The organism is Dickeya oryzae, assembly GCF_009372235.1.
Lineage (GTDB): Bacteria > Pseudomonadota > Gammaproteobacteria > Enterobacterales > Enterobacteriaceae > Dickeya > Dickeya oryzae.
In genome coordinates this window covers 1-26,277 of record NZ_SULL01000018.1, presented here as the reverse complement: position 1 = coordinate 26,277, position 26,277 = coordinate 1, and the positions used below count along the sequence as shown (strand labels likewise).

The 26,277-nt window shown below is 56.0% G+C and carries 22 protein-coding genes, 3 tRNA genes and 1 CRISPR repeat array; of the genes, 9 read left to right on the top strand and 16 right to left on the bottom strand.

What is annotated here, in order from left to right:
* Positions 1-21: 21 nt before the first annotated feature.
* The 5 genes from gcvP to budA all read right to left on the bottom strand — a co-directional run bounded on the left by gcvP (position 22) and on the right by budA (position 7,853).
* Positions 22-2,895 (bottom strand): aminomethyl-transferring glycine dehydrogenase, encoded by a 2,874-nt coding sequence (gene gcvP, locus FAZ14_RS18815; protein WP_153509006.1) that lies wholly within the window; start codon positions 2,893-2,895, stop codon positions 22-24.
* A 170-nt stretch (positions 2,896-3,065) separates the two neighbouring features.
* The gene (gene gcvH, locus FAZ14_RS18810; protein WP_016943572.1) at positions 3,066-3,473 is read right to left on the bottom strand and encodes a glycine cleavage system protein GcvH; all 408 of its coding nucleotides are present in this window, start codon (positions 3,471-3,473) and stop codon (positions 3,066-3,068) included.
* A 31-nt stretch (positions 3,474-3,504) separates the two neighbouring features.
* Positions 3,505-4,605, bottom strand: coding sequence for a glycine cleavage system aminomethyltransferase GcvT (gcvT, locus tag FAZ14_RS18805; RefSeq protein ID WP_153509005.1), 1,101 nt, complete (start codon positions 4,603-4,605; stop codon positions 3,505-3,507).
* Between the two features lie 718 nt (positions 4,606-5,323).
* Positions 5,324-7,003 (bottom strand): acetolactate synthase AlsS, encoded by a 1,680-nt coding sequence (gene alsS, locus FAZ14_RS18800; protein WP_029456610.1) that lies wholly within the window; start codon positions 7,001-7,003, stop codon positions 5,324-5,326.
* Positions 7,004-7,064: 61 nt separating this feature from the next.
* On the bottom strand, positions 7,065-7,853 hold the full coding sequence (budA, locus tag FAZ14_RS18795; protein ID WP_080647262.1) for an acetolactate decarboxylase: 789 nt from the start codon (positions 7,851-7,853) through the stop codon (positions 7,065-7,067).
* Positions 7,854-7,964: 111 nt separating this feature from the next.
* Between budA and FAZ14_RS18790 the strand changes: the two genes are divergently transcribed.
* Entirely contained in the window at positions 7,965-8,870 is a 906-nt protein-coding gene (locus FAZ14_RS18790; protein WP_038925623.1) for a LysR family transcriptional regulator, read from the top strand.
* Between the two features lie 115 nt (positions 8,871-8,985).
* Entirely contained in the window at positions 8,986-9,282 is a 297-nt protein-coding gene (locus FAZ14_RS18785) for a DUF1435 domain-containing protein (RefSeq protein ID WP_016943567.1), read from the top strand.
* Positions 9,283-9,399: 117 nt separating this feature from the next.
* On the opposite strand, the gene FAZ14_RS18780 is transcribed toward FAZ14_RS18785, so the two are convergent.
* The 4 genes from FAZ14_RS18780 to FAZ14_RS18765 form a co-directional block, all read right to left on the bottom strand.
* Positions 9,400-9,485, bottom strand: a tRNA-Leu gene (locus tag FAZ14_RS18780).
* 88 nt (positions 9,486-9,573) lie between these two features.
* Positions 9,574-9,659, bottom strand: a tRNA-Leu gene (locus FAZ14_RS18775).
* Positions 9,660-9,691: 32 nt separating this feature from the next.
* Positions 9,692-9,777 (bottom strand) — tRNA-Leu (locus tag FAZ14_RS18770).
* A gap of 116 nt (positions 9,778-9,893) precedes the next feature.
* Positions 9,894-10,796 carry a LysR family transcriptional regulator gene (locus tag FAZ14_RS18765; RefSeq protein ID WP_038925624.1) on the bottom strand — a complete coding sequence of 301 codons (903 nt, stop codon included), beginning with the start codon at positions 10,794-10,796 and terminating at the stop codon, positions 9,894-9,896.
* Between the two features lie 114 nt (positions 10,797-10,910).
* On the opposite strand from FAZ14_RS18765, the gene FAZ14_RS18760 reads away from it, so the two are divergent.
* Positions 10,911-11,906 (top strand): aldo/keto reductase, encoded by a 996-nt coding sequence (locus tag FAZ14_RS18760; protein WP_153509004.1) that lies wholly within the window; start codon positions 10,911-10,913, stop codon positions 11,904-11,906.
* A 68-nt stretch (positions 11,907-11,974) separates the two neighbouring features.
* On the opposite strand, the gene rsmC is transcribed toward FAZ14_RS18760, so the two are convergent.
* Positions 11,975-13,003, bottom strand: a complete 1,029-nt coding sequence (gene rsmC / locus FAZ14_RS18755; protein ID WP_153509003.1) for a 16S rRNA (guanine(1207)-N(2))-methyltransferase RsmC — start codon at positions 13,001-13,003, stop codon at positions 11,975-11,977.
* 174 nt (positions 13,004-13,177) lie between these two features.
* Between rsmC and FAZ14_RS18750 the strand changes: the two genes are divergently transcribed.
* Complete coding sequence (locus FAZ14_RS18750; RefSeq protein WP_016943563.1) at positions 13,178-13,597, top strand: DNA polymerase III subunit psi; 420 nt, start codon at positions 13,178-13,180, stop codon at positions 13,595-13,597.
* A complete protein-coding gene (gene rimI, locus FAZ14_RS18745) occupies positions 13,566-14,009 on the top strand; it encodes a ribosomal protein S18-alanine N-acetyltransferase (RefSeq protein WP_016943562.1) in 444 nt (147 codons plus the stop codon). Before FAZ14_RS18750 ends, rimI begins: the two co-directional genes overlap by 32 nt.
* Positions 14,010-14,413: 404 nt before the next feature.
* Here rimI and deoD read toward each other — a convergent pair whose 3' ends face one another.
* From deoD to deoC, 4 genes are all read right to left on the bottom strand, one after another.
* Positions 14,414-15,139 carry a purine-nucleoside phosphorylase gene (deoD, locus tag FAZ14_RS18740; RefSeq protein ID WP_153509002.1) on the bottom strand — a complete coding sequence of 242 codons (726 nt, stop codon included), beginning with the start codon at positions 15,137-15,139 and terminating at the stop codon, positions 14,414-14,416.
* Between the two features lie 259 nt (positions 15,140-15,398).
* Positions 15,399-16,622 carry a phosphopentomutase gene (gene deoB, locus FAZ14_RS18735; protein WP_038925627.1) on the bottom strand — a complete coding sequence of 408 codons (1,224 nt, stop codon included), beginning with the start codon at positions 16,620-16,622 and terminating at the stop codon, positions 15,399-15,401.
* Between the two features lie 82 nt (positions 16,623-16,704).
* Positions 16,705-18,036, bottom strand: coding sequence for a thymidine phosphorylase (gene deoA / locus FAZ14_RS18730; protein WP_153509001.1), 1,332 nt, complete (start codon positions 18,034-18,036; stop codon positions 16,705-16,707).
* A 60-nt stretch (positions 18,037-18,096) separates the two neighbouring features.
* A complete protein-coding gene (deoC, locus tag FAZ14_RS18725; RefSeq protein ID WP_016943558.1) occupies positions 18,097-18,876 on the bottom strand; it encodes a deoxyribose-phosphate aldolase in 780 nt (259 codons plus the stop codon).
* Between the two features lie 192 nt (positions 18,877-19,068).
* A CRISPR array of direct repeats spans positions 19,069-21,296; the repeat unit is 29 nt; unit sequence CGGTTTATCCCCGCTGGCGCGGGGAACAC.
* 205 nt (positions 21,297-21,501) lie between these two features.
* Here deoC and FAZ14_RS18720 point away from each other — a divergent pair.
* Entirely contained in the window at positions 21,502-21,804 is a 303-nt protein-coding gene (locus FAZ14_RS18720; RefSeq protein WP_153509000.1) for a GIY-YIG nuclease family protein, read from the top strand.
* Here FAZ14_RS18720 and FAZ14_RS18715 read toward each other — a convergent pair.
* Positions 21,791-22,294, bottom strand: coding sequence for a GNAT family N-acetyltransferase (locus FAZ14_RS18715; protein ID WP_016943556.1), 504 nt, complete (start codon positions 22,292-22,294; stop codon positions 21,791-21,793). The two genes, FAZ14_RS18720 and FAZ14_RS18715, sit on opposite strands and share 14 nt — an antisense overlap.
* A complete protein-coding gene (gene ubiT, locus FAZ14_RS18710; protein ID WP_012883350.1) occupies positions 22,288-22,812 on the bottom strand; it encodes a ubiquinone anaerobic biosynthesis accessory factor UbiT in 525 nt (174 codons plus the stop codon). The genes FAZ14_RS18715 and ubiT overlap by 7 nt, the downstream gene beginning before the upstream one ends.
* Positions 22,813-23,132: 320 nt before the next feature.
* Between ubiT and ubiU the strand changes: the two genes are divergently transcribed.
* The 3 genes from ubiU to FAZ14_RS18695 all read left to right on the top strand — a co-directional run bounded on the left by ubiU (position 23,133) and on the right by FAZ14_RS18695 (position 26,166).
* Complete coding sequence (ubiU, locus tag FAZ14_RS18705) at positions 23,133-24,131, top strand: ubiquinone anaerobic biosynthesis protein UbiU (RefSeq protein ID WP_012883349.1); 999 nt, start codon at positions 23,133-23,135, stop codon at positions 24,129-24,131.
* Positions 24,132-24,149: 18 nt separating this feature from the next.
* A complete protein-coding gene (locus FAZ14_RS18700; RefSeq protein ID WP_153508999.1) occupies positions 24,150-25,028 on the top strand; it encodes a U32 family peptidase in 879 nt (292 codons plus the stop codon).
* Positions 25,029-25,146: 118 nt separating this feature from the next.
* Positions 25,147-26,166, top strand: coding sequence for a luciferase-like monooxygenase (locus FAZ14_RS18695; protein WP_016943553.1), 1,020 nt, complete (start codon positions 25,147-25,149; stop codon positions 26,164-26,166).
* Positions 26,167-26,277: the final 111 nt, after the last annotated feature.

The following is a 26,277-nucleotide window of genomic DNA, read 5'->3' as shown; positions in this document are numbered from 1 at the left end:
TATTCACAACAAGACTTGCCTTTACTGGTATTCGCTCATCGGCACACAGGAGCAGAACAGGTTACGGTCACCGTAGACGTCATCCAGACGTTTTACCGCAGGCCAGTACTTGTGGGTCTGCCCGGCCGGGAATACCGCCAGTTCACGGCTGTACGGATGCGACCAGTCAGCAGCCAGTTCGGTCTGGGTATGCGGTGCGTTCACCAGTGGGTTATCGTCATGTGGCCATTCACCGGCAGCAACACGGTCTATCTCAGCGCGAATCGCCAACATCGCGTCGATGAAGCGGTCCAGCTCCACTTTGCTTTCTGACTCGGTCGGTTCGATCATCAGTGTACCTGCGACCGGGAATGACATCGTCGGCGCATGGAATCCATAGTCAATCAAACGTTTGGCGATATCCATCTCGCTGATGCCCGTGCTGTCTTTCAGCGGCCGAATGTCCAGAATGCACTCATGCGCTACGCGACCATCACGGCCGGTGTACAACACCGGGTAGGCGTCTTTCAGGCGCGTCGCCACATAGTTAGCGTTCAAAATCGCCATCTGGCTGGCCTGCTTCAGCCCCTCAGCCCCCATCATACGGATATACATCCAACTGATCGGCAGGATAGACGCACTGCCGAATGGTGCTGCGGCAACCGCCCCCTGACGGGTCAGCACGCCGTCCATTTCCACCACCTGATGGCCCGGCACGAACGGTGCCAGATGCGCTTTCACGCCGATAGGCCCCATGCCCGGTCCACCACCACCGTGGGGAATGCAGAAGGTCTTGTGCAGGTTAAGGTGCGACACGTCCGCGCCAATGTAACCCGGCGAGGTAATCCCAACCTGCGCGTTCATGTTGGCACCATCCAGATACACCTGACCGCCGTACTGGTGGACAATCTGGCACACTTCACGGATGGTTTCTTCATACACGCCGTGGGTCGACGGGTACGTCACCATGATGCAGGAGAGCTTATCCCCCGCCTGCTGTGCTTTTTCCCGCAGGTCGTGCAGGTCGATGTTCCCCTGTTTATCACAGGCCACCACCACCACCTGCATCCCCGCCATCTGTGCGGAAGCCGGGTTGGTGCCGTGGGCGGAACTCGGGATCAGACACAGGGTACGTTCGCCTTCATTGCGGCTTTCGTGATAGCGACGGATAGCCAGCAAACCGGCGTATTCGCCCTGCGCACCGGAGTTGGGCTGCATGCACACCGCGTCATAGCCGGTCAGTTGCACCAGCCACTCGGACAACTGCGTGATCAGTTGGCGATACCCCAGCGCCTGTTCAGTGGGGCAAAATGGGTGCAGCTCAGCAAATTCCGGCCAGGTGATCGGCAGCATTTCTGCCACCGCGTTGAGTTTCATGGTGCAGGAACCGAGCGGGATCATCGCCTGATTCAGCGCCAGATCCTTGCTTTCCAGACGATGCAGATAACGCATCATCTCGGTTTCACTGTGGTATTGATTGAACACCGGGTGAGTCAGGATGTCGTCACTGCGTAACAAGGCTGGGGGGATCGACGCTGACTGCTGGCTTACTGCGGCATCCAGCGTGTCGATGTCCAGACCATGTGCGTCACCCAGCAAGACAGCGAACAGTGCCAGCACGTCATCACGACCAGTGGTTTCATCCAGCGCAATGCCAACCGCGCCATCCAGATCGGCGCGCAGGTTGATACCGGCGCTCACCGCACGCGCCAGTACGGCCGCTTTATCCGCGACCTCGACGGTCAGGGTATCGAACCAGTGTTGATGACGCAGCGTCAGACCGCGCGCCGTCAAACCGGCAGCCAAAATATCCGTCAAACGGTGGATACGCCCGGCAATGCGTTTCAGCCCCTGCGGACCGTGATACACCGCGTACATCCCGGCAATGTTGGCCAGCAGCACCTGAGAGGTACAGATATTGGAGTTGGCTTTTTCCCGGCGGATATGTTGTTCACGGGTCTGCATTGCCATACGCAGCGCGGTGTTACCGGCCGCATCGCGGGAAACACCGATAATACGGCCCGGCATCGCACGTTTGTATTCATCACGACAGGCGAAAAAGGCCGCGTGCGGACCGCCGTACCCCATCGGTACACCAAAACGCTGGGCAGAGCCCAACACAATGTCCGCGCCCTGTTTGCCGGGTGCCGCCAGCAGCACCAGCGCCATCATGTCCGACACCACACTGATGATGACTTTGCGCTCTTTCAACTCGGTCATCAACGCGCGATAGTCGTGCAACTCGCCGGTGGTACCTGTCTGTTGCAACAACACGCCGAAAACGTCGTCGTATTTCACCGCCTCAGCGGCGTTGCCGGTCACTATCTCAAAACCAAAGGTCTGAGCACGGGTACGCACCACATCCAGCGTCTGTGGGTGGACATCGTCGGCGACAAAGAAACGATTGGCCTGCTTGAGCTTGCTAACACGTTTAGCCATCGCCATCGCTTCCGCGGCGGCGGTCGCTTCATCCAGTAACGAGGCGGAAGCCAGCTCCAGTCCGGTCAGGTCCTGTGTCAATTGCTGGAAATTCAGCAACGCTTCCAGACGCCCCTGCGATACTTCCGGCTGGTACGGCGTATACGCGGTATACCAACCTGGGTTTTCCAGTACGTTGCGCAAAATCACCGGCGGCGTCAGCACGGCGTGATACCCCATGCCGATATAGCTCTTATAACGCTGGTTGCGGCTGGCGATAACTTTGAGTTCGGCCAGCGCCTGATATTCGGTGGCGGCGTCGCCCACCGCTGGCGGCTGCGGTAACTGGATATCAGCAGGTACGATGTGACGGATAAGTTCGTCCAGCGAAGCCGCGCCAATGGCGGTCAGCATCTGCTGTTGCTGAGCAACTGACGGGCCGATGTGGCGCTCGGTGAACGCACTGCCGTGTTCGAGTTGACTGAGAGTCTGGGTCATGTGGGGGAATTTCCTGCATTTGGCACAGTGATGTGCAGCGCAATTAACTAATTTCAGAAAACAAGCAAATCATTCAGAAAAACAAGCAAACCATTCACAAAACAAACCAATAGCAAAACCAGGCGGACCATAAAAACGCCCCGTTGCGGGAAGCAAACGGGGCGTCAGGCTTATTCTTCTTCGTCGCTGTCTTCTTCTTCCAGCAGTGCCTGATAACCGGCGGCATCAAGCAGTTCGTTCAATTCGGCTTCGTCAGAGGCTTTGATGCGGAACAACCAGCCTTCAGCGTAAGGCGCGCTGTTCACCAATTCCGGTGCGCCTTCCAGCTCTTCGTTGATCTCCACGATTTCACCGCTGATCGGCGCGTAGATATCCGACGCGGCCTTGACGGATTCTGCGACCGCGCAGTCGTCGCCAGCATTCACCGTACTGCCGACTTCCGGCAGATCGACAAACACCATATCACCCAGCAATTCCTGGGCATGCTCGGTGATACCCACGCTGTAAACGCCATTACCTTCCGCCATCACCCACTCATGGGATGAGGAATACTTCAGTTCTGCCGGAACATTGCTCATTGCCACCTTCTCCTTCCATTAATGCCAAAAATTAAAACTGAACCAGCGCTTTGCCTGCACGGACGAAATTCGGTTTGGTCACGTGCACCGGCATCTCACGATTGCGAATCTGCACGATTGCCTGCTCGCCGATACCGGCGGGCACACGGGCCAGCGCAATGCTGACGCCCAGCGTAGGCGAAAACGACCCGCTGGTGATCACCCCTTCCTGCATCACGCCATGATTATCGGTAAAGCGAACGGGTTGACCGTGACGCAGCACGCCTTTTTCCGTCATCACCAAACCGACCAACTGTTCAGTGCCTTCAGAACGCTGACGTTCAAGCGCCTCACGGCCGATAAACTGACGATCATCCGGCTGCCAGGCAATAGTCCAGCCCATGTTGGCCGCCAGTGGAGAGATGGTTTCATCCATATCCTGACCGTACAGGTTCATGCCCGCTTCCAGACGCAACGTGTCACGTGCGCCCAGCCCACAGGGTTTTACGCCAACAGCCAGCAATTGTTGCCAGAAGTTGACCGCGAGTTCCTGCGGCAACGCAATTTCATAGCCTGCTTCGCCAGTATAGCCAGTGGTGGCGATAAAAAGGTCGCCCACCTGCAAACCAAAGAAAGGCTTCATGCCCGCAATGATGTCACGCTGTGCATCACTGAGCAGGCTACGCACTTTCTCCTGTGCCTGCGGCCCTTGCACCGCAATCAGCGACAGGTCTTCGCGTTCGGTAATCGCAACCTGGAAGGAAGCGGCATGCTCGGTAATCCAGGCCAAATCTTTCTCGCGCGTGGCGGAGTTCACCACCAGCCGGAAATAATCTTCGGTCTGGAAATACACGATTAAATCGTCGATCACGCCAGCAGATGGCGTCAGCATCGCGGTATAGAGCGCCTTGCCGGGCTGGGTCAGTTTGGCAACGTCATTCGCCAACAGGTAACGCAAAAATTCGCGGACACGGGCACCGCGCAAATCCACGATAGTCATGTGCGACACATCAAACATGCCAGCACTGCTGCGTACAATATGATGTTCATCCAGTTGGGAGCCATAATGCAGCGGCATCATCCAGCCATGAAAATCCACCATTTTGGCGCCATCGGCCAGATGCTGTTCATATAACGGGGTGTGGTTTGCCATTCTTTTCTCTCTACGTTAGCCGTGCGTTGTGACGCCAGACCTCACGACGCAAACGTTTATCCTGCACCTGAACTTACCACTGAAGCCGACGTTCCACCACTCCCACAACCATAAGTTTATCTATATAAAAAGACGGAACCTCAGCCTATTCACAAAATCGATATATAGGATATACATCCACAAAACCACAATTAATTGAAATTAAAAACCAAATAATAAAATAGAATTGGCACCACTCATTATTAAAAAATGATTTCATGGTGTGATATCAGAATAAGAATTCTCTATATAAATTAGATAAAGTAATGCGAAAAAACCCTAAAATTAGATTATTTCAGGCAATCGGGGTGCCCTCAATCATCGCATGCACAGGCTGATTTTGTGATCACCATCGTGGACATCTTCCTGTCAACGACAACCTGATGCGGTTACTGGCGAGCGCGAGAAGGTGACAGATACAGAATGTGGATGATCACGTCAGACCATCACCACGGTGGGATATTTCAATGCAAGACATAACAAGATAAGGCGAAAAAACGCGCGTCCTGCCACTCTCGGACGGCGTTCCCCACCGTGTGAAACACAGTGGGGGGACGCGAAGCTCCCTATCTCGGGGCTTCAGGACGCGTGGAGCATCATGAGCGAATCACACTCAAAAAGGCTGCAAATCCTGCAGCAGGTAGGATGACAGGGCCTGAATGACTGACGATACGACGTCTTAAATCAGGTGGCCGATGTTGACGTTCTCCATCAGGTAATGGTTGTCGGAATAATCCACCGGAATAGCGATAACCGCCGGGCCGTCCACGTCCATGGCCTGCCAGAGTTTCGGCACCAATTCAGCCGCCGATTCTACGGCAAACCCTTTGGCACCAAAGGCTTCCGCATAGGCTTTGAAATCGATAGGCCCGAACTTAACGCCAGAAGCACGGTGATACTTTTTCTCTTCCTGAATTTCCACCATGTTGTAGGCGTTATCCACCCAGATAATATGCAGGATGTTGGATTTCAGCCGTACCGCCGTTTCCAGCTCCATACTGGATTGCATGAAACCGCCATCACCCGAGACCGACACCACCTTCTGACCAGGATTGACCAACGCGGCAGCAATCGCCCACGGCAATGCCACCCCCATGGTTTGTTGTCCATTCGTCATCAACACCTGACGGGCACGGAAGCTATAAAGATAGCGCGCCAGCCAGATATGGAAGCTGCCCATGTCCACGCACAAGGTCACATCTTTATTGACCAGATCTTGCATGACCCGCACCAGCCGCAGCGGGTGAATGGCAAAGCCGTCCATGTTAATCGCGCGGGTCGCCAGTTGATGGCGCAACTGACAGCGCTCGTCCAAAATTGCCTGGGCCGTTGACGACAGCACAATCGGTGAGGCCAGTTGCTCATTGAGCATATCGATGGTGATGCTGATGTCACCCACCAGTTCCACATCCGGGCGGTAGGCACTTTCCACTTCAGCGGGTAACACATCAATGTGCACCAGCGTCGCCTTACCGGTATTCCACAGTGCCGGGGCATACTCCACCGGGCTGTATCCCACTGTCACGATAAGATCGGCCTGCTGTAACAGCTTGTCGCCAGCCTGATTATTAAATAGCCCAACCCGCCCGGCAAAATGGTCAAAGTGCTGTTGGTCGATCACCCCAGCCGCCTGATAAGTACTGGTGACCGGCAAGCCGCTGTGATGCAGCAACCGGCGCAACGCCTGCGCATTTTTCGGCTGGCTGGCCATCAACCCCAGCAACAGGATCGGGTTTTTGGCATTTTTGATAAGCCCGGCCACCCGCTCGACATCGGCATACGGCGCACTGTTGAGGGTCGGCAACGTGGTTCGAGCCAGAACCGGGCTATCAACCGGTTCGTTAACAATGTCTTCCGGCAGGCTGATAAACGCAGCCCCCGGACGACCAAATTCGGCGGCACGAAAGGCGTTGGCCATCACTTCTGAAATCGCCGACGACACGGTGATTTCCGCACTGTACTTGGTCACGGGCTGAAACAGGCTAACGGTATCCAGGCTTTGGTGGGTCAGCTTCAGGCGGTCTGCACGTTTTACCGCGCCGCCCAGCGCCACCATCGGGTCGCCTTCGGTTGTCGCGGTAGCCAGCCCGGTCACCAGATTCGAACAACCAGGCCCCGAGGTCACCAGCGTCACACCCGCTTTACCGGTCAGGCGACCGATAGCCGCCGCCATAAACGCGCCGTTGGCTTCATGCCTGACGGGAATGGTCTGAATGGGTGAGTCCACCAATGAATCAAACACGCGGTCGACTTTTGCACCAGGAATGCCGAAGACATAGTTGACGCCTTGTTGCTCAAGATGTTTTACGATCAGCTCCGCACCGCTCGTCCAGTGCTGTTGACCATCCCTATTTTCCATAATGTTTATCCTCTGCATAACAGTGTGCTTGTGCTTTCAGTACCTACACCTACCCGATGTCTCAGCTCTCTACGGAGTGAATGACGCTATCGAGATCGTCAGGGGATAAATTGGCTTTCAGGAAATCCCGGTCACGGGGAAGGTCGATAACCAGCTTCGCGATGGAGCCAAAGGTCAACACGCCTTCTTCCAATTGATAATCAAGGAGATGTCCACCACCTTTGCGATCGTCGGTGATGAAATGCTCATGATAACCAGCCACATTAATCCCCTGAACATAGGCAGGACTACGGAAACCGATTACGCTGCCCTGACAGTGTTCGAAACGAAACGTCGGTTGTTGGGCAATCGCTTCCAGCATCGGTTTATAAGGTCGTTCCTGGCGGGGTACCGTACGGGTTTCTGCATGGCTAAAACGGCCATCTATCCGCAGGGCACAAAACAGATTATCTGTTGCAATCAATTCATTAATGCGCTGATGAATCGCTTCGCGGCCGATGGTCTGTCCGAAATGGATCTGTTCCGTCGGCCGGAAAAAGGTCATTACCGCGAAAGGGGTTTTCTGGTACGGCAACGCCGCACGTGCGCTACCGTCTTCACGAAGCTGAAAGATGCGGCTATTGAGCGCCACCAGCTCACCATCAAGATTGTTAAATGTTCCTAATCCAAAATCGCCATGTTTAAGAAGTTCTTCCATGGTGGTGTGACCTTCGTAAACCCCATTAATAAGGCCGCTCATTAATGAGGTCTGATAAATAACGCATTCTGGATGCTGTTCCTGATGATGAAGTGCAAAGCTGGCCAGTTCCCTGACACACGGGTCGACACAGTTAACATCTTTCATATCCATTCCCTTCCGACGATGATCAACTTAAATTTATTTAACCTTTCACTTGAATATTGAGCGCCGTCACACCAAAGTTCCAATACAGAGAAGTGGCCAATTGGAGATCGAAAATATATGGAATTACGTTATCTGCGCTATTTTGTCGCAGTGGCCTCAACCCGGCATTTCACCCGTGCAGCGGAAAGCCTTGGCATATCACAACCCCCATTAAGTCAGCAGATTCAAAAACTTGAGCGGGAAATCGGTACACCGCTGTTCAAGCGGCTAACCCGTGGAGTGGAGATGACGGAAGCGGGCGAAGCGCTATATCAAGACGCCAACCATATTCTTGAACTGACCGATGCCGCCGTGGAAAGGGTGCGCAGCATCGCGCGTGGAGAGAGCGGCGTTATCAATGTCGGCTTTTCCTGCGCTGTCACCTTTCACCCAGCGGTACTGACGCTGCTGCGCCGCTATCGACAGCACTACCCCAAAATACGGCTACAGCCGCGGGAAGAGCACATCCATGAAATTCTGGAGAGCCTGCGTAACCGCACCATCGATATCGCGTTTGTACGCCTGCCAGACAACATCGGCGAAGAGTTTGAAGGTGAACTGCTGGCTAACGAGCCGATGCGTCTGGTGCTGCCGGAAAACCACCCATTTAGCGATCAAACGCGAATCAATCTTGGGCAGTTGCAGAATGAACCGCTGATTATTTTCCCACGTGAGCTCTGCCCCAGCCTGCACGACCTGATTGTCCGGGCTTGTTACCTGTCGGGTTATCAGCCCAAAATCAACCCGCTGGCACCACACCTCACCGCGACCATCAGTATGGTGGCATCCGGCTTTGGCGTGACCTTCGTCCCGGCATCAATGACCAGCATCCAGACCGGTAATGTGACCTACCACGATACCAATACCCCCCACCTCACCACGCAAATTGCCGTCATCTGGCGTAAACATGACCGCAGTGCCACGCTACTCAACATGTTACAGCTGGTACGCAGTTATCTGCGTGACGCGCCTGAATCTGCCTGATTTATCCCCTGCCGTCGGCCAAACGGCAGGTCATAGAAAAATCACACGGCATCGGTTGTGTAGCGGAAAATCTGATATATGATATTGGTTATCATTATCAACAAGAGAAACCACCATGCTGACTGCCATGATCGCGGCGTGCGGGCTGTGGGGAATAAGCTGGTATTTTGGTAAACGCCTGTCCAGCGCCTGGGGTGTACTGCTACCGGCTGCGTTGATGCCGTTGCTGGCCCTGCCGGAACTGAATCAAACGCACTTAAAATACATCTGTGCGCTGGCCATGCTGCTCACGGTGGGCATGTTGTTCCACCGGCGTATGCGCCACTATCTGCTGCTGCCTTCCTGCATTGCGCTGGCAGGCGGCCTGGCGGCGCTGTCGCTCACGCTCAAAGGGTGGCCGCATTGGCCCTGAATCAGCATAACGGTCAGGCCCATGAGAAAATATGAGGAAAAACGAACGGTAGTAGATGTCGTAGATATAGTTATGGGTGGGTATTGCTGTGCTGAAGCCAAAGAAAGATAAGGAGAGTGGTGCGAAGAGAGGGACTTGAACCCTCACGTCCTAAGGACACTAACACCTGAAGCTAGCGCGTCTACCAATTCCGCCACCTTCGCACTGTGTACTACGATTACTTACTACAAGATTGCTTACTACAAGATTGCTTACTGCGATGATACAACAAGACGCTGATTTGTATCCCAGTGGTGCGAAGAGAGGGACTTGAACCCTCACGTCCTGAGGACACTAACACCTGAAGCTAGCGCGTCTACCAATTCCGCCACCTTCGCAGGTACTGTGAAATACAAATCTGTGGTGAGTTTGGTGCGAAGAGAGGGACTTGAACCCTCACGTCCTAAGGACACTAACACCTGAAGCTAGCGCGTCTACCAATTCCGCCACCTTCGCAAACCAAGCAACATTACGTCACATAATGCCACCACGGAGGCGCATTCTAGAGATTTTCGCACCAACGTCAATCATTATTTCCTTAGCGCTACAGCGTTTGCTGTAAAAACCAGCATTCATCCAAACGGGGGCTGATGAAAGCATTGCGACAACCAGTCGATCACGGCCCGAATGCGCGGAGCCAGAAAACGCCCGGAGGGATACATCACATACAGCGGCATGTCGGGCGGTGGCAACTGCGGCAGTATCTCAATCAATTCACCGCCAGAGAGCAACGACTCCAGGCCATAACGGGGAGCCTGGATAATCCCCATCCCGGCCTGACAGGCAGCGATATACGCATCCGCACCGCTTATCTCGACCAGACTGGGCAAGGTACGGGTAACGAGCTGCCCTTGCTGCATGAATTCCAGCGGATAACGCTGCAATGTGCGTAACGAAAAATACCCGACCATGCGGTGTGTCGCCAGCGCCTCCAGCGAGTCAGGCACACCAAACTCGGCACAATAGGCCACCGAAGCACAGGTAACCTGCGGCAGCGACGGCAATGATCGCGCGACCAGTGAGTCATCGTCCACCTGCCAGGCACGCAATACGCAGTCCACGCCTTCTCGCAACACATTAATCGCCGCGTCGTTGGCACTCAGCACCAGTGAAATCTGCGGGTACCGGCGGTAAAACGCAGGTAATGACGGGATCACCACCTGTCGTGCCAGCGAGTGCGGCATATCGATACGCACACGACCGCTGGGCTGCTGACGCTGATGGGAAAACAACGCGTCCGTCTCGTCGAGCTCCGCCAGCAGTTGAACACAACGCTGGTAGTACAGCAGGCCTTCGTCCGTCACCTGTACCTGACGTGTAGTACGTTGCAGCAAACGCACGCCCAGCCTGACTTCCAGCCGCTTCAGCGTCTGGCTCACGGTGGCGCGCGGCAATCCCAGCTTTTCCGCCGCCCGACTGAAGCTCTCCGCCTCCACGATGCGCACGAAGACCCGCATGGCCTGAACCTGATCCATCCCCGGCTCCATTGTTTGTATTTTGCAAACAGTGTTGCATAAAACCGCGAATTTATCTTTTTGATTGAAACAACCACACTGAGAAAACGCCGCTAACAACACGGAGCAAGAAACATGCAACAGCGAAAACTCGGCCCGCAGGGGCCAACGGTATCTGCCATCGGCCTCGGCTGTATGGGGATGAGTGACTTCTATTCCACCCGTCAGGATGAAAACGAGGCCATCGCCACCCTGCATCGGGCGCTGGAACTGGGTGTCACCCTGCTGGACACCGCCGACATGTACGGCCCCCACACCAATGAAATACTGGTAGGCAAAGCCATCAAGGGCAAACGGGATCAGGTGTTTCTGGCTACCAAATTCGGCATTTTGCGCGATCCGGCCAACCCGGCGTTGCGCGGTGTCTGTGGCCGACCTGAGTATATCCGTCAGGCCGTCGAGGGCAGCCTGACGCGTCTGGGGGTTGATGTTATCGATCTCTACTACCAACATCGTATCGACCCGGCCGTGCCGATCGAAGAGAGCGTTGGCGCGCTGGCTGATTTGGTGAAAGCGGGCAAGATTCGGTATATCGGCCTGAGCGAGGCGTCTGCCGCCACGCTGGAGCGGGCACAACGCGTGCATCCTATCACCGCACTGCAAAGTGAATACTCCTTGTGGACGCGCGATGTGGAAGCGGAGATCCTCCCCACCTGTCGCCGTCTGGGTATCGGCTTTGTACCTTACAGCCCGTTGGGGCGTGGCTTCCTGACCGGTGCCATCACGCGCCCGGATGCTTTGTCCGCAGACGATTTTCGGCGCAGTAACCCGCGTTTTAGCGATGAGAATTTCGCTAAAAATCTACAACTGGTAGAAAAAATCACGCAAATGGCGCGGGAAAAAGCCGTCACCCCCTCACAATTGGCATTAGCCTGGGTGATGGCACAAGACGAGCACATCGTGCCGATCCCTGGGACCAAACGTCGTCGCTATCTGGAAGAGAATATCGGCGCGCAGTCAATCGCTCTGACACCACAGGAACTGGATGAGATTAACGCTATCTTCCCGCCGCATGTCGCGGCTGGCGAGCGCTATGGACGAGAGGGGATGGCAACGATCGATAACGCCTGAGCATCAAGCCTGAAGGTCCGGCGAGAAAGCCGGGCCTTCAGGTAAATTGCGGGTTACTTTTTGGTGAATCAGCGGTTTTTATGGCGACGCAGCACAGCGCGGTACACGCGGAAACGGCCAGTCTGAGCCAGCACTTCATGACTGCCGAATGTCTCGTCCAGCAGCGCCGGGTACGGCAGGAAAGCGTTGGCGACGATGCGCAGTTCACCTTCGATGTTCAGATGAGCGGCCGCACCGCGAATCATCATTTCCGCCGCATGCAGGCTGGTTTGCATGCCGTCGTGGAACGGTGGGTTCGAGATAATCAGATCAAAGCGCCCTTGAATATCCGAGTAGGCATTGCTGGCGATAACCTGACCTTCCAGTCCATTCGCCGCCAGCGTCGCCTGGCTCGCTTCCAGCGCCGCCGCGCTCACATCGCTCAGCGTCAGGCGAATTTTCGGCGATAACCGGGCAAACGATGCCGCCAGCACCCCAGCACCGCAGGCAAGATCCAACACTTTCCCTTTACGATGCGGTTCCAGCGTCGAGAGCAGCAACTGGCTGCCGCTATCCAGTCCCTCACGGCTGAATACCCCCGGCAATGTGCGTACCGGCACGCCATCCACGTCATATTCCAGCCACCAGTCTTCCAGTGCAAACGCGGAGGCGGCATCCAGACGACCGTGGTACAGACCGCAACGACGTGCGCTGTCGATCTTATTGATAGCGGCGATCGGCTCCAAAATACCTTCAGCGCTGCGCACCCCACTACGGTTTTCACCGACGACAAAAATCTCACAGCCGACCGGCAACAGCGACAGCAGATTAGACAACTGGAACTGTGCTTCCTGTTTGCTCTTCGGCCAGTAGTAAATCAAGGTGTCGCACCCGGCGACCATGTCCGCCTGCGCCAGCAGCGAAAAATGCACGTTGTCGCCCAATACAGGCTGCAACTGCTGCCAATGATGGTATTGCGTGGTGTGCACAGTAACGACCGCCGCTTCAAAATGCGCAGGCAATGTATCCTGCAAATCACCGGCAAACAGTACCCGGCGGGCAACAAATTCATCACTATGGCGCAATATCACTTCACTGGCGGGGGTTAATGCTGACATCAGGTCTGGCTCCTCAATAAACTGAGCGGGGATTATAGTGGTTTGTTGGCGCAGGTTCAGCGATTTGTTAGCATAGCGCCGCACAATCGTGCACCGCCATCGCCGGATACGACGATTTGCGACATCGGGCGCGGTTACCACGGGCACTAACATCGCACGCAGAGTGAGTAAGGCATGACATCAAGACGGGACTGGCTGTTACAGCAACTGGGGATCACCCAGTGGACCTTGCGTCGTCCGTCGGTGCTGAAAGGCGAAATCGCCGTCAGCCTGCCGCCTGATGCCCGGCTGATTATCATCGCCGACCCACTGCCCGCCAGCGATGACCCGCTGTTACAGGATGTCTTGCGCAGCCTGAATCTCTCTTCGCAGCAGATGATAAGCCTGACACCACGTCAGGCGCAGATGTTACCGGAACATACCCGCTGCCACAGTTGGTGGCTGGGTCAGCCTGTCACCGATGCACTGGCATTGGATGGCGTGCAACTGACCAGCCCGTCTCTGGCCGAGCTCTCTCACAACGCCGGGGCGAAACGCGCCCTGTGGCAACAGATTTGTCACCATGAACATGATTTCCACCCTGACCACGGCTGACCTGCCGCAGGCGTTTGATATTGAATGCTTAAGCCACGCTTTTCCGTGGAGCGAAAAAACCTTCATCAGCAATCAGGGCGAGCGTTACCTCAACCTGAAACTGTGTCATGACCAGCAACTGGTGGCCTACGCCATCACCCAGGTGGTGCTGGATGAAGCCACGCTGTTCAATATTGCGGTTGACCCGGCGCACCAGCGCCACGGCTACGGGCGTCAGTTGCTGGAACACCTGATTACCGAACTGGAGCAGCGTGGCATTGTGACGCTGTGGCTGGAAGTGCGCGCGTCCAACGCCCGCGCCATCGCGCTGTATCAAAGTTTGGGATTCAACGAAGTCTCGGTACGGCGGGATTATTACCCGACCGCCAATGGCCGCGAAGACGCCATTATCATGGCGCTACCGCTGGGGTGATAAAATCCTTAAGTACAGGATGACGCTTTTCTGGCATCAAAAACTGCGCTGAGGTGGGCGACTTCGCCGGGTGAGCGACAGGACGTCGCGAAAGCCTGTGCCGCGCCTGGAGCGCGTCACAGGCGGCCCGAACCGCGAAGTCGGACGCCGAAGGAACCGCGTAGCGGCACACCATTTTGCAACGCAAAATGGAACAGCGTTTACGCTGGCCCGCAAGGGTGAACCCGTCAGGGTTCATAATTTAGCCACCAGCCAGAGGTCAAGGAGAGGTGGCGCTTGCACCTCTCCTTGTCGTGCGTGCAATGAAGCAGCAAAGAAATGACACCGTTTATCCCGCACGAAATGACTCACTGACCGGACAAACATCACTATTCACAATACAACATAGCTGTTTGTCAACAGCATCAAGCCTCAGCGGCGTCACCCAGCAATACCGACTCCAGCGCGATTTCGATCATCTCGTTGAAGGTGGTCTGGCGCTCGGCCGCCGTGGTCTGCTCGTGGGTACGGATATGGTCGGACACGGTGCAGATAGCCAGCGCTTTAGCGCCAAATTCCGCCGCCACGCCGTAGATACCGGCCGCTTCCATTTCCACGCCCAGAATGCCGTATTTTTCCATCACGTCGAACATTTGCGGGTCCGGCGTGTAGAACAAATCAGCGGAGAACAGGTTACCAACACGGGCGTTGACGCCGCGTGCTTTCGCCGCATCCACCGCGTGACGCAGCAGATCAAAATCGGCAATCGCCGAGAAATCATGATCTTTAAAGCGCATGCGGTTCACTTTGGAATCGGTGCAGGCACCCATACCGATCACCACATCACGCAGTTTCACATCGGCGCGCACCGCACCACAGGACCCCACGCGGATGATTTTCTTCACGCCGAACTCGGTTATCAGCTCTTTGGTGTAAATCGAGCAGGACGGGATGCCCATGCCGTGGCCCATCACGGAGATACGACGGCCTTTGTAAGTCCCGGTGAAGCCCAGCATGCCACGCACGTTGTTTACTTCCACCGCGTTTTCCAGAAAGGTTTCCGCGATGTACTTAGCGCGCAGCGGGTCGCCCGGCATCAGTACCACGTCAGCGAAGTCACCCATTTCTGCATTGATATGTGGCGTAGCCATCCTTTTTTCTTCCTTTTTAAATCCAGTGTGAATTCATGATGATGAATTATATACCCGTCATACTTCAAGTTGCAGGTGTGTTGGCTGCCCTCGTTCACCCCAGTCACTTACTGATGTAAGCTCCTGGGGATTCCCTCGGTTGCCGCCTTCCTGCAACTCGAATTATTTTGGGTATAGCGTCGGTCGACGGCTCGTGTCACAGCATTAACCGGTAACCGCATTAACCTGTCACACCCTCACCCCGCCACAACGTAAGCTGTCACAGCATCGGTGTACCGTATTCCATCGGCGACAGGCCGAAATAACGGGCAACCGTCTGGCCGATGTCGGCAAAGGTGGTGCGATGGCCGTAATCACCCGGCTTCACACCCGGCCCGTACATCAGCACCGGCACATGCTCACGGGTGTGATCGGTTCCGGGCCAGGTCGGGTCACAGCCGTGGTCAGCTGTCAGGATCAGAATGTCATCCCCCGTCACGCGAGCGAGCATCTCCGGCAGGCGGCGGTCAAACAGCTCCAGCGCGGCGGCATATCCCGCCACATCACGACGATGGCCGTAAGATGAGTCGAAATCCACAAAGTTGGTGAACACGATGGTGTTGTCCCCCGCCTGCTCCATTTCGCTCAGCGTAGCATCAAACAACGCATCGATACCGGTGGCTTTGATCTTTTTGGTGATGCCGACGTTAGCGTAGATATCGGCGATTTTCCCTACCGATACCACCTGGCCGCCTTTTTCATCCACCAGTTTTTTCAGCATGGTCGGTGCTGGCGGTTCCACCGCCAGATCATGGCGATTGCCGGTACGCTGGAACTGGCCGGCTTTATCACCGACAAACGGCCGGGCGATCACGCGACCAATGTTGTAACCGCCTTCGGTCAGTTCCTCACGGGCGATTTCACACAGTTCATACAGTTTATCCAGCCCGAAGGTCTCTTCATGGCAGGCGATCTGAAATACCGAATCCGCCGAGGTATAGAAAATCGGCTTGCCGGTTTTCATGTGCTCCTCGCCAAGCTGGTCAAGGATCACCGTACCGGAAGAGTGACAGTTACCGAGATAGCCCGGCAACCCAGCGCGTTCTACCAGCCGGTCCAGCAGCGCCTGTGGGAAACTATTGTGTTCATCAAGGAAGTAGCCCCAGTCGAACAACACCGGCACCCCGGCGATTTCCCAGTGGCCGGATGGCGTATCTTTACCCGAGGAGATTTCGCTGGCGTAGGCATACGCGCCGATGATATCCGCCTGTGCATCCAGCCCCGGCGGGAACTGCCCGGTGGAGCCTTCCGCCGCCTTGCCCAACCCTAAACGGCTCAGGTTCGGCAACCGCAGCGGCCCCTGCCGACCGGTATCGGCCTTGCCTTGTGCGCAGGCGTGTGCGATATGGCCCAGCGTATCTGAACCCGCGTCGCCAAACCGCCTGGCATCAGCAGTGCTGCCAATCCCAAACGAGTCGAGAACCATAATAAATGCACGTTTCATGTTGTTATCTCCTGCGTCGTGCGTAAGGGCACAGCGTGTACATAAAGTATAAATGCGCGTAGGGCAAAACGGCGACCAACGCTTAGATATCCGCGATATCCAGTCGGCGATAAATCAATGGACAAGGCGCAGGTGCCTGAGAATCCAGACAGATTGCTTCACGCAACGCCTGTGCCGCCTGCTGCCAGTCCGATTCGGTTCTGGCATGGATAACCGCCAGCGGACGCTCGGCATCCACCCGATCACCCAGGCTGACCATGTCGCTCAACCCTACGCTGCTATCAATGATATCACTGGCCTGACGTCGGCCACCACCCAACGCCACCACAACCATACCCAACGCACGCGCATTCATCGCGCTGACAATCCCGTCACGTTCAGCAAACACGGGTTTGCTGAGCGTCGCCGGTTGCAGATAACGATCGTAATGCTCGACGAAATCCGCCGGGCCATGCTGGGCTGCCACCATACGGCCAAAGACCTCCGCCGCACGGCCACTATCCAACGCACTCTGGAGTTTAGCACGCGCCTCGGCGGCATCACGCGCCAGGTTGCCCGACAGCAACATCGATTCGCACAGCGCCATCGTCACTTCAAACAGACGAGGATTACGCTGCTCGCCGGTCAGAAAACGCACCGCTTCGCGGACTTCCAACGCGTTACCCGCACTGGAAGCCAGCACCTGGTTCATGTCGGTCAATAACGCGCTGGTACGGCAACCAGCATTATTGGCGACGCCGACAATCGCCTTCGCCAACTGCTCAGACTGTTCATAGGTCGGCATAAACGCACCGGAACCGACCTTAACATCCATCACCAGCGCATCCAGCCCTTCTGCCAGTTTTTTCGCCAGAATGGAAGCAGTAATCAGCGGGATGGAATCCACGGTAGCGGTGATGTCGCGGGTGGCGTAAAAACGCTTGTCTGCCGGGGCCAGCGAGCTGGTTTGTCCGATAATCGCCACCCCAACCTGACGGATAATCTGACGAAACACCTCGTCATCAGGGAAGATATCCAGCCCCGGAATAGACTCCAGTTTATCTAGCGTGCCACCGGTGTGGCCCAGCCCCCGGCCAGAGATCATCGGCACATAGCCGCCACAAGCCGCCACCATCGGCCCCAGCATCAGCGATGTCACATCGCCAACGCCACCGGTAGAGTGCTTGTCCACCAGCGGGCCATTCAGGTGTAAACCGGACCAATCCAACACGGTGCCGGAGTCGCGCATCGCCAGCGTCAGCGACACCCGTTCATCCATCGTCATATCGTGAAAGAAGATGGTCATCGCCAGTGCGGCGATCTGCCCCTCTGACACGGTGTTATCGCGCACACCGTTAATAAAAAAGCGAATCTCTTCCGCACTGAGCGGATGCCCGTCCCGTTTTTTACGAATAATTTCCTGAATCAGAAACACGATAGCTTCTCCTGTCTGGTGCTGAGGTACGCCTGCGTCGCGCCGGTAGCACGAACCGCATCAGTAGCTGCTGCGCGCCTGCCCGACGGCGTGGCCCAGTGTGGTCAGCAAGCTGCCGAGCAAACCGGACGCGCCGAAACGAAAATGACGGGCATCTGCCCAGCCAGCGCCCATTATGCTATCGGCCAGTTGCAGATAATCGGCAGCATCTTGCGCGGTACGCACACCACCCGCGGGTTTAAACCCAACCTGCTCGCCAACGCCTTTATCGCGGATGACACTCAACATCACCTCAGCCGAATGCAGCGTAGCGTTTACCGCGACTTTTCCGGTCGAGGTTTTGATGAAATCCGCACCCGCATCAATCGCAATCTCACTGGCTTCACGGATCAGTGCGTCGGTTTTCAGCTCACCGGTTTCAATGATGACCTTCAACAGCACACCAGCTGCCGCACAGGCCGCTTTACAGGCTTTCACCAGCTCGAAACCGACCTCACGGTTACCCGCCATCAACGCCCGATACGGGAACACCACGTCCACCTCGTCGGCACCGTAGGCGATAGCCGCATTGGTTTCCGCCAGCGCGATATCAATGTCGTCGTTACCGTGTGGGAAATTGGTCACGGTGGCGATACGAACATCCGGCGTCCCCTGCTCACGCAGCACCTTACGCGCCAGCGGTATAAAACGTGGGTAGATGCAAATAGCAGCGGTTTTCCCCGCCGGGCTATTGGCCTGACGACACAGGGCCGTCACCTTTTCATCAGTGTCGTCGTCATTCAGGGTGGTTAAATCCATCAATCCCAGCGCACGCTGCGCTGCTGCAGTTAAATCAGTCATACAAGGCTCCCGCTTATCGACCACACGGTCATCTCTCCGGCGAATACCGCTATTTCACCCGGAGATGACAACCTATTTTGTGGTTTTATTCACATAAAAAAGAAATTACACACACATAATTCACGATAGATGTGAATATTATCACAATAAAGCCCAGCGCATCGCGACGGATTGTGCCGCGCTATTACGTTAACGCTTATCCCCGCTGACGCGGGGAACACCCACACAGGTACGCTCATTAGGTATCTGTCTCCGGTTTATCCCCGCTGGCGCGGGGAACACCCACACAGGTACGCTCATTAGGTATCTGTCTCCGGTTTATCCCCGCTGGCGCGGGGAACACGAAAGCAATATTTATTTTTATTTTATCTATTGCGGTTTATCCCCGCTGGCGCGGGGAACACAATTTCAATGCTAATATTTTCGTCTGCCATTTCGGTTTATCCCCGCTGGCGCGGGGAACACCCGATTTGGGAATTAGCCGATCCCGAGGAGTGCGGTTTATCCCCGCTGGCGCGGGGAACACAATCATTGGGACTCTGAAAGCTGGGCTGATTGCGGTTTATCCCCGCTGGCGCGGGGAACACGGCCGCAGGAGTCGCCATTTACTGGCGGTAAGGGGTTTATCCCCGCTGGCGCGGGGAACACTGAAAGTACAGTCAAGTATAGATATAGTTGAACGGTTTATCCCCGCTGGCGCGGGGAACACATCCACAACGCGGGCCGGGGTGATTTTCTCGGCGGTTTATCCCCGCTGGCGCGGGGAACACATTCGCCCTTCCAATTGATAAATCCAGCGCATCGGTTTATCCCCGCTGGCGCGGGGAACACGTTGTTCATCCGCATCCTCGACCAGATAAACAGCGGTTTATCCCCGCTGGCGCGGGGAACACAAAATCAACGCGGCGCAGCGGGTGATCCGGGCCGGTTTATCCCCGCTGGCGCGGGGAACACGGAATATATCTCTCGGTTGAGGGCGCGAGCACCGGTTTATCCCCGCTGGCGCGGGGAACACGTATCAATAATGCTGAGGAAGCCGCCGACGCGCGGTTTATCCCCGCTGGCGCGGGGAACACTCTGTGAAAATGATCGTAGCTATGTAAACGGGCGGTTTATCCCCGCTGGCGCGGGGAACACGTCAGGCCACAACCGAGAGGGCCCCAAAAACGCGGTTTATCCCCGCTGGCGCGGGGAACACCGCCGCATGAAGACTACTGACAAGGCGAGTGACGGTTTATCCCCGCTGGCGCGGGGAACACAGCCGGTCATCACGGATAGCGTCACCGAGGAACGGTTTATCCCCGCTGGCGCGGGGAACACCCCGTCATACGGCCGACCCGGTACGCAATGGCCGGTTTATCCCCGCTGGCGCGGGGAACACCAGCGCTTCGGCCACCACCTCCGCTTTGCGTGCGGTTTATCCCCGCTGGCGCGGGGAACACGCAGAGACGGTCAGACTTGAATAGCTGGAGCACGGTTTATCCCCGCTGGCGCGGGGAACACCTGTCTCCATCCGCAACCTGCTCTACTAGCACCGGTTTATCCCCGCTGGCGCGGGGAACACGGAAACTAACAAAATTACTATAATCCCCTTTTACGGTTTATCCCCGCTGGCGCGGGGAACACGCTGGGACTAGTGCCGTTGGGCTTGGTAACGTTCGGTTTATCCCCGCTGGCGCGGGGAACACGGGCAAGCTGAAATAGACACAGCAACGGGAACCGGTTTATCCCCGCTGGCGCGGGGAACACAAGAAAGCGAATATACTTATTTTATCAAAACACGGTTTATCCCCGCTGGCGCGGGGAACACGGGCCGAGCTCGCTCACGAACCGGTCATAGACCGGTTTATCCCCGCTGGCGCGGGGAACACGTCAGTGCTATCTACCAGCGGTACTGCCACCACGGTTTATCCCCGCTGGCGCGGGGAACACTGCCCACATACGCCGCAGCAGGTCAGCATCCCCGGTTTATCCCCGCTGGCGCGGGGAACACGTCGCCGCCTTTTTCCTCAATTAACTGGTCAGCGGTTTATCCCCGCTGGCGCGGGGAACACCCCGTCTCGACGGCCGCTCTGTTCCCAAGTCTCGGTTTATCCCCGCTGGCGCGGGGAACACTGGTTCCACCAGCAGATAGGGCTAAGGCATCACGGTTTATCCCCGCTGGCGCGGGGAACACAAAAAGGCGCCGCGAAAATGACTATGCCGAGACGGTTTATCCCCGCTGGCGCGGGGAACACCCCTACGTTGTAGGGGTGTACTACTATCAAGCCGGTTTATCCCCGCTGGCGCGGGGAACACATTCGTCAGCGTATTGACGTGCCAGCCGCTGACGGTTTATCCCCGCTGGCGCGGGGAACACAAAATAAGCATTTCCTACTCCCCTTCTCCGTTCGGTTTATCCCCGCTGGCGCGGGGAACACTCTAAAAGTATATACTTGTTTTCTAATGATTTTTAAAGCCTGAAAAATTCCACCAACTTTTTCACGTTGTTAAAGAGCGCTAACTTATTGATAAATAAAGGTCGCAATTTTCCTCACCCACGTCCACCGATGAATGCCGTCAAACAGGCAGCCTTTATCGGCTTGTCACCGTAAAATAAGCGCTAAACCACGAAAAGGAAATGGCGTGAACAACAGTGAGACTATCTGGTTTGTCTATCTGCTGCGTACTGGCAGCGGATGGCTTTATACCGGCATTACTACCAATGTCGACAGGCGTCTGGCAGAGCATCAGAATGGCAAAGGTGCGCGCTCACTGCGCGGAAAAGGGCCGTTGACGCTGGTGTATCACTGTGTGGCGGGTGATCGCTCGACGGCGCTGAAATGGGAATACCGCATCAAGCAACTGAGCAAACTGCAAAAAGAAAGGCTGGTACAACACCAGCCTTCGACACTGACCGATTTTCTGCCGTGCTTTAAAAACGATTAAACGGTTCGGCGTACTCCACCAGACCACTGGCGCCCTGAAAGTGGTTATCTGCCAGCGGATAGACCTGAAAGTCCGACTCGTAACCCAGCCAGCGGCAATACAGTTGCTGTTCCGCTGCCGGCACAAAGCCGAAACGCGCGTAGTAACGCGGGTTGCCGAGCACTACCACTGCGGTATAACCAAACTCGTTAAGTGCATCAAGCCCTTCGTACACCAGCTTCTCGCCAATACCCTGACAACGGTGGTTTTCGTCCACCGCCATCGGTGCCAGCGCGACCCACTGTAAATCTTCGCCGCCCAGCGTGACCGGGCTAAACGCGGCATAGCCGATGACACCACCCTCGTCGTCAGTCGCGACGATCCCCAGCGTCAGTTGGCCGTCTTCACGCAACTGATGCACCAGCTCCGCCTCCGCACTGGTCGGGAACGAGCGCCGCAGTAAAGCATCAATCCCCGGTGCATCCACCGGAATCTCAACGCGAATCAACATGATACTGGCGCGTGCGGGCTAACCGGCTCCGCGCCCTCCTGTAAACCGGCTGCGACAAATCCCGCCAGTTGCAGCAATGCCACCCGCAACGGTGCAGGCATATTTTCCAGCTCGATGGCGTCCATCAGGTTTTTGACGTACAGCCCCAGCTCGGTATCGCCTTCAATACGCAGACGACGCTGGAAAAACAGCGTATCCGGGTCTTCCCGACGAGCGGCTATCAAAATCAGATCGTTAGCATCGGCGCTAAAGCTGACATCCGCCAGCTCGTTATGGCTGATTTCCAGTCGGTTATCGCGCAGCGTCACAAACCACTGCAAACCGATATCACGGACTTCAACCCGTAACCAGCGACCCTCCAGAAAATCCAGCTCGCCCTCTTCCAATGCCTGACGGAACTGCCAACCCAGCAGTTGCTCCAGCACCCGGCGTTGCAGGAAGAAAGGCGTTAACGTTAACGGCTTACTCAGTAAACGTGGCCCCTGACGCACAATCTGCGCCCGTAATTTTTCCAACACTGGCGTACTCCTCATAAAGCAATGCTGCCTGACCGACATGGTCATTATTCTGCCATAGAACGGGAAACGGGCAGCAAGGGTCTACATCAATAAAAGTGCCGGAAGCGTTTTTTTAACGTCGTCTGGCGACACCCGCAGGAAAAGTCTCACGATGGTGATGAAATAAATTTAGCCTGTTCTGCGCGAAATCACGACCGCAAAGCGCCAGCAATTCCCCGATATGCTGGTTTAAATCAAAGTTGCTGGCAGCCGGGTTCACTAAGATTCTGTCTCATTGCAAACCGGCCCGCTGCGTCAGGCCGTGATGAAAGGACGTAAGAATGGAACTGCTTTGCCCCGCCGGTAACCTGCCGGCATTGAAAGCCGCCATCGATCATGGCGCCGACGCGGTGTATATCGGGCTGAAAGACGATACCAATGCCCGCCACTTCGCCGGCCTCAATTTCAACGACAAAAAATTGCAGGACGCCAGCGACTACGTGCATCGCCACCGTCGCAAGCTGCATATTGCTATTAATACCTTCGCCCACCCGGATGGTTACCCACGCTGGCAGCGCGCGGTGGATACCGCCGTGCAAACCGCAGGGGCCGATGCGCTGATTCTGGCGGATCTGGCGATGCTGGAATATGCCGCCGAGCGTTATCCGTCAGTAGAGCGTCACGTGTCGGTTCAGGCCTCCGCCACCAACGAGGAAGCTATCCGCTTTTATCAGCGCCACTTTGATGTCGCCCGTGTTGTGCTGCCGCGCGTGCTGTCCATCCATCAGGTCAAACAGTTGTCGCGTACCAGCCCGGTGCCGCTGGAAGTGTTCGCCTTCGGTAGCCTGTGCATCATGGCTGAAGGGCGTTGTTACCTGTCGTCTTACCTGACCGGCGAATCCCCCAACACCGTGGGTGCCTGCTCCCCGGCACGCTTCGTGCGCTGGCAACAAACGAAAAACGGCATGGAATCAAGGCTGAATGATGTGCTGATCGACCGCTATCAGGACAATGAAAACGCGGGTTACCCAACGCTGTGTAAAGGCCGCTATCTGGTGGATGGTCAGCGCTATCACGCACTGGAAGAGCCTACCAGTCTGAATACGCTGGAACTGTTACCAGAACTGATGGCGGCGAATATCGCCTCGGTAAAAATCGAAGGCAGGCAGCGCAGCCCAGCCTACGTCAGCCAGGTAACCCAGGTGTGGCGGCAGGCGATAGACCGCTGTAAAGCTGACCCGGCACATTTTACCCCCACCGCCGAGTGGATGGAGGCGCTGGGTGCTGTTGCCGAAGGTACGCAGACCACGCTGGGCGCTTATCATCGCCAGTGGCAGTAGTCAGGAGACATCAATCACATGAAATATTCACTGGGCGCCCTGCTCTACTATTGGCCGAAAGCCGACATTGAAACCTTCTATCGTGCTGCGCTCGACAGCAGTGCCGACATCATCTATTTGGGTGAAACCGTGTGCAGTAAACGCCGGGGGATGAAAGCCGGCGACTGGCTCACACTGGCGCATGAAGTCGCCGCCAGCGGTAAACAGGTGGTGATATCTACGCTGGCGTTGTTACAAGCGCCTTCCGAATTGACCGAACTGAAAAAATACGTGGAGAACGGCGAATTTCTGCTGGAAGCCAACGATCTTGGCGCGGTCAATATGGCGGCAGAACGTCACCTGCCGTTTGTCGCCGGTCATGCGCTGAACTGTTATAACGCTTACACCCTGCGGTTGCTGCACAAACAAGGCATGATGCGCTGGTGCATGCCAGTAGAGCTGTCGCGTGACTGGCTGCAAAACCTGCTCAATCAATGTGACGAACTGGGTTTTCGCCATCAGTTTGAAGTCGAGGTGCTGAGCTACGGCCATCTGCCGCTGGCCTATTCCGCCCGCTGTTTTACCGCCCGTTCGGAAAACCGCCCCAAAGACGAATGCGAAACCTGCTGCATCCAGTATCCACAAGGACGTCAGATGTTGTCGCAGGAAAATCAGCAGGTATTTGTACTTAACGGCATCCAGACTCAGAGCGGTTACTGCTATAACCTCGGTAACGACCTGACTTCCATGGAAGGACTGGTGGATATTGTACGTCTGTCGCCTCAAGGGCTGGACACGCTGGCGATTATCGACCGTTTCCGCGCTAACCAGCATGGTGAGCAACCACTAACGCTGGAAAATCAGCAGGATTGCAACGGCTACTGGCGACGCGTTGCCGGGCTGGAACTGGTGAGTTAACACCAATGTCAGGGCGATGCGCACGCATCGTCCGTTGCCATTTGTTAAGATAGCGTAACATCTTATCTGTGTTTATTTGGGCTGATGCGTCAGCCCCTCAACCTGATGAGTGACGCTTATGACCGCTACCGTTCCTTTTTCGCTACTCGATCTGGCTCCCATCCCGCAGGGCAATACGGCCCGTGATGCGTTCCACCATTCTCTGGATTTGGCGCAACATGCGGAAAAGTGGGGGTATCAGCGCTATTGGCTGGCGGAACACCACAACATGACCGGTATCGCCAGCGCGGCCACCTCGGTGTTGATCGGTTACCTTGCCGCAGGAACACAGCACATCCGGCTGGGTTCCGGTGGTGTGATGCTGCCAAACCATGCACCGCTGGTGATAGCCGAACAGTTCGGCACGCTCGAATCGCTCTATCCTGGCCGTATTGAACTCGGTCTGGGGCGTGCACCGGGTACCGACCACCGCACCATGCAGGCGTTACGCCGCCACCTGAATGCCGACATTGATGATTTTCCCCACGACGTGCAGGAACTTCAACGCTACTTCGCCCCAGCTCAGCCGGGTCAACCCGTGCAGGCAGTACCGGGACAAGGGCTGAACATTCCCATCTGGCTATTGGGTTCCAGCCTGTACAGCGCCCAGTTAGCGGCCTCAATGGGGTTACCGTTTGCCTTCGCCGCCCATTTTGCACCGGATATGCTACTACAAGCCTTGCAGCTTTATCGTGACACTTTCCGCCCGTCAGCCCAACTGGAAAAACCGCACGCGATGGTGTGTGTGAATGTTGTCGCCGCTGACAGCGACCGTGACGCCCGTTTCCTGTTTACGTCATTACAGCAGCAGTTTATCAACCTGCGACGTGGTACGCCGGGACCGCTGCCCGCACCGGTAGAGTCGATGGAAACACACTGGTCCGCTGCCGAGCAGTTTGCTGTTGAGCAGACATTACGGCTGGCTATCGTCGGCGATATCGCCAAAGTGCGTCACGGCCTGCAAACCTTGCTGCGGGAAACCCAGGCGGACGAGCTGATGATCAACGGCCAAATCTTCGATCATCAGGCACGGCTGCGCTCCTTTGAGCTGGTCGCGCAACTGCAACCGGATATCGTGCGGGAAGCACGCATCCAGTAACCGTCAGATTGATGCCATAAAAAAACCAGCCCGAAGGCTAATGCCGATCGTTTAAGGATCGGTTGACCGATCCGGTGGCTGATGTAAAAAGGGTTCATGTCTTCACATGGA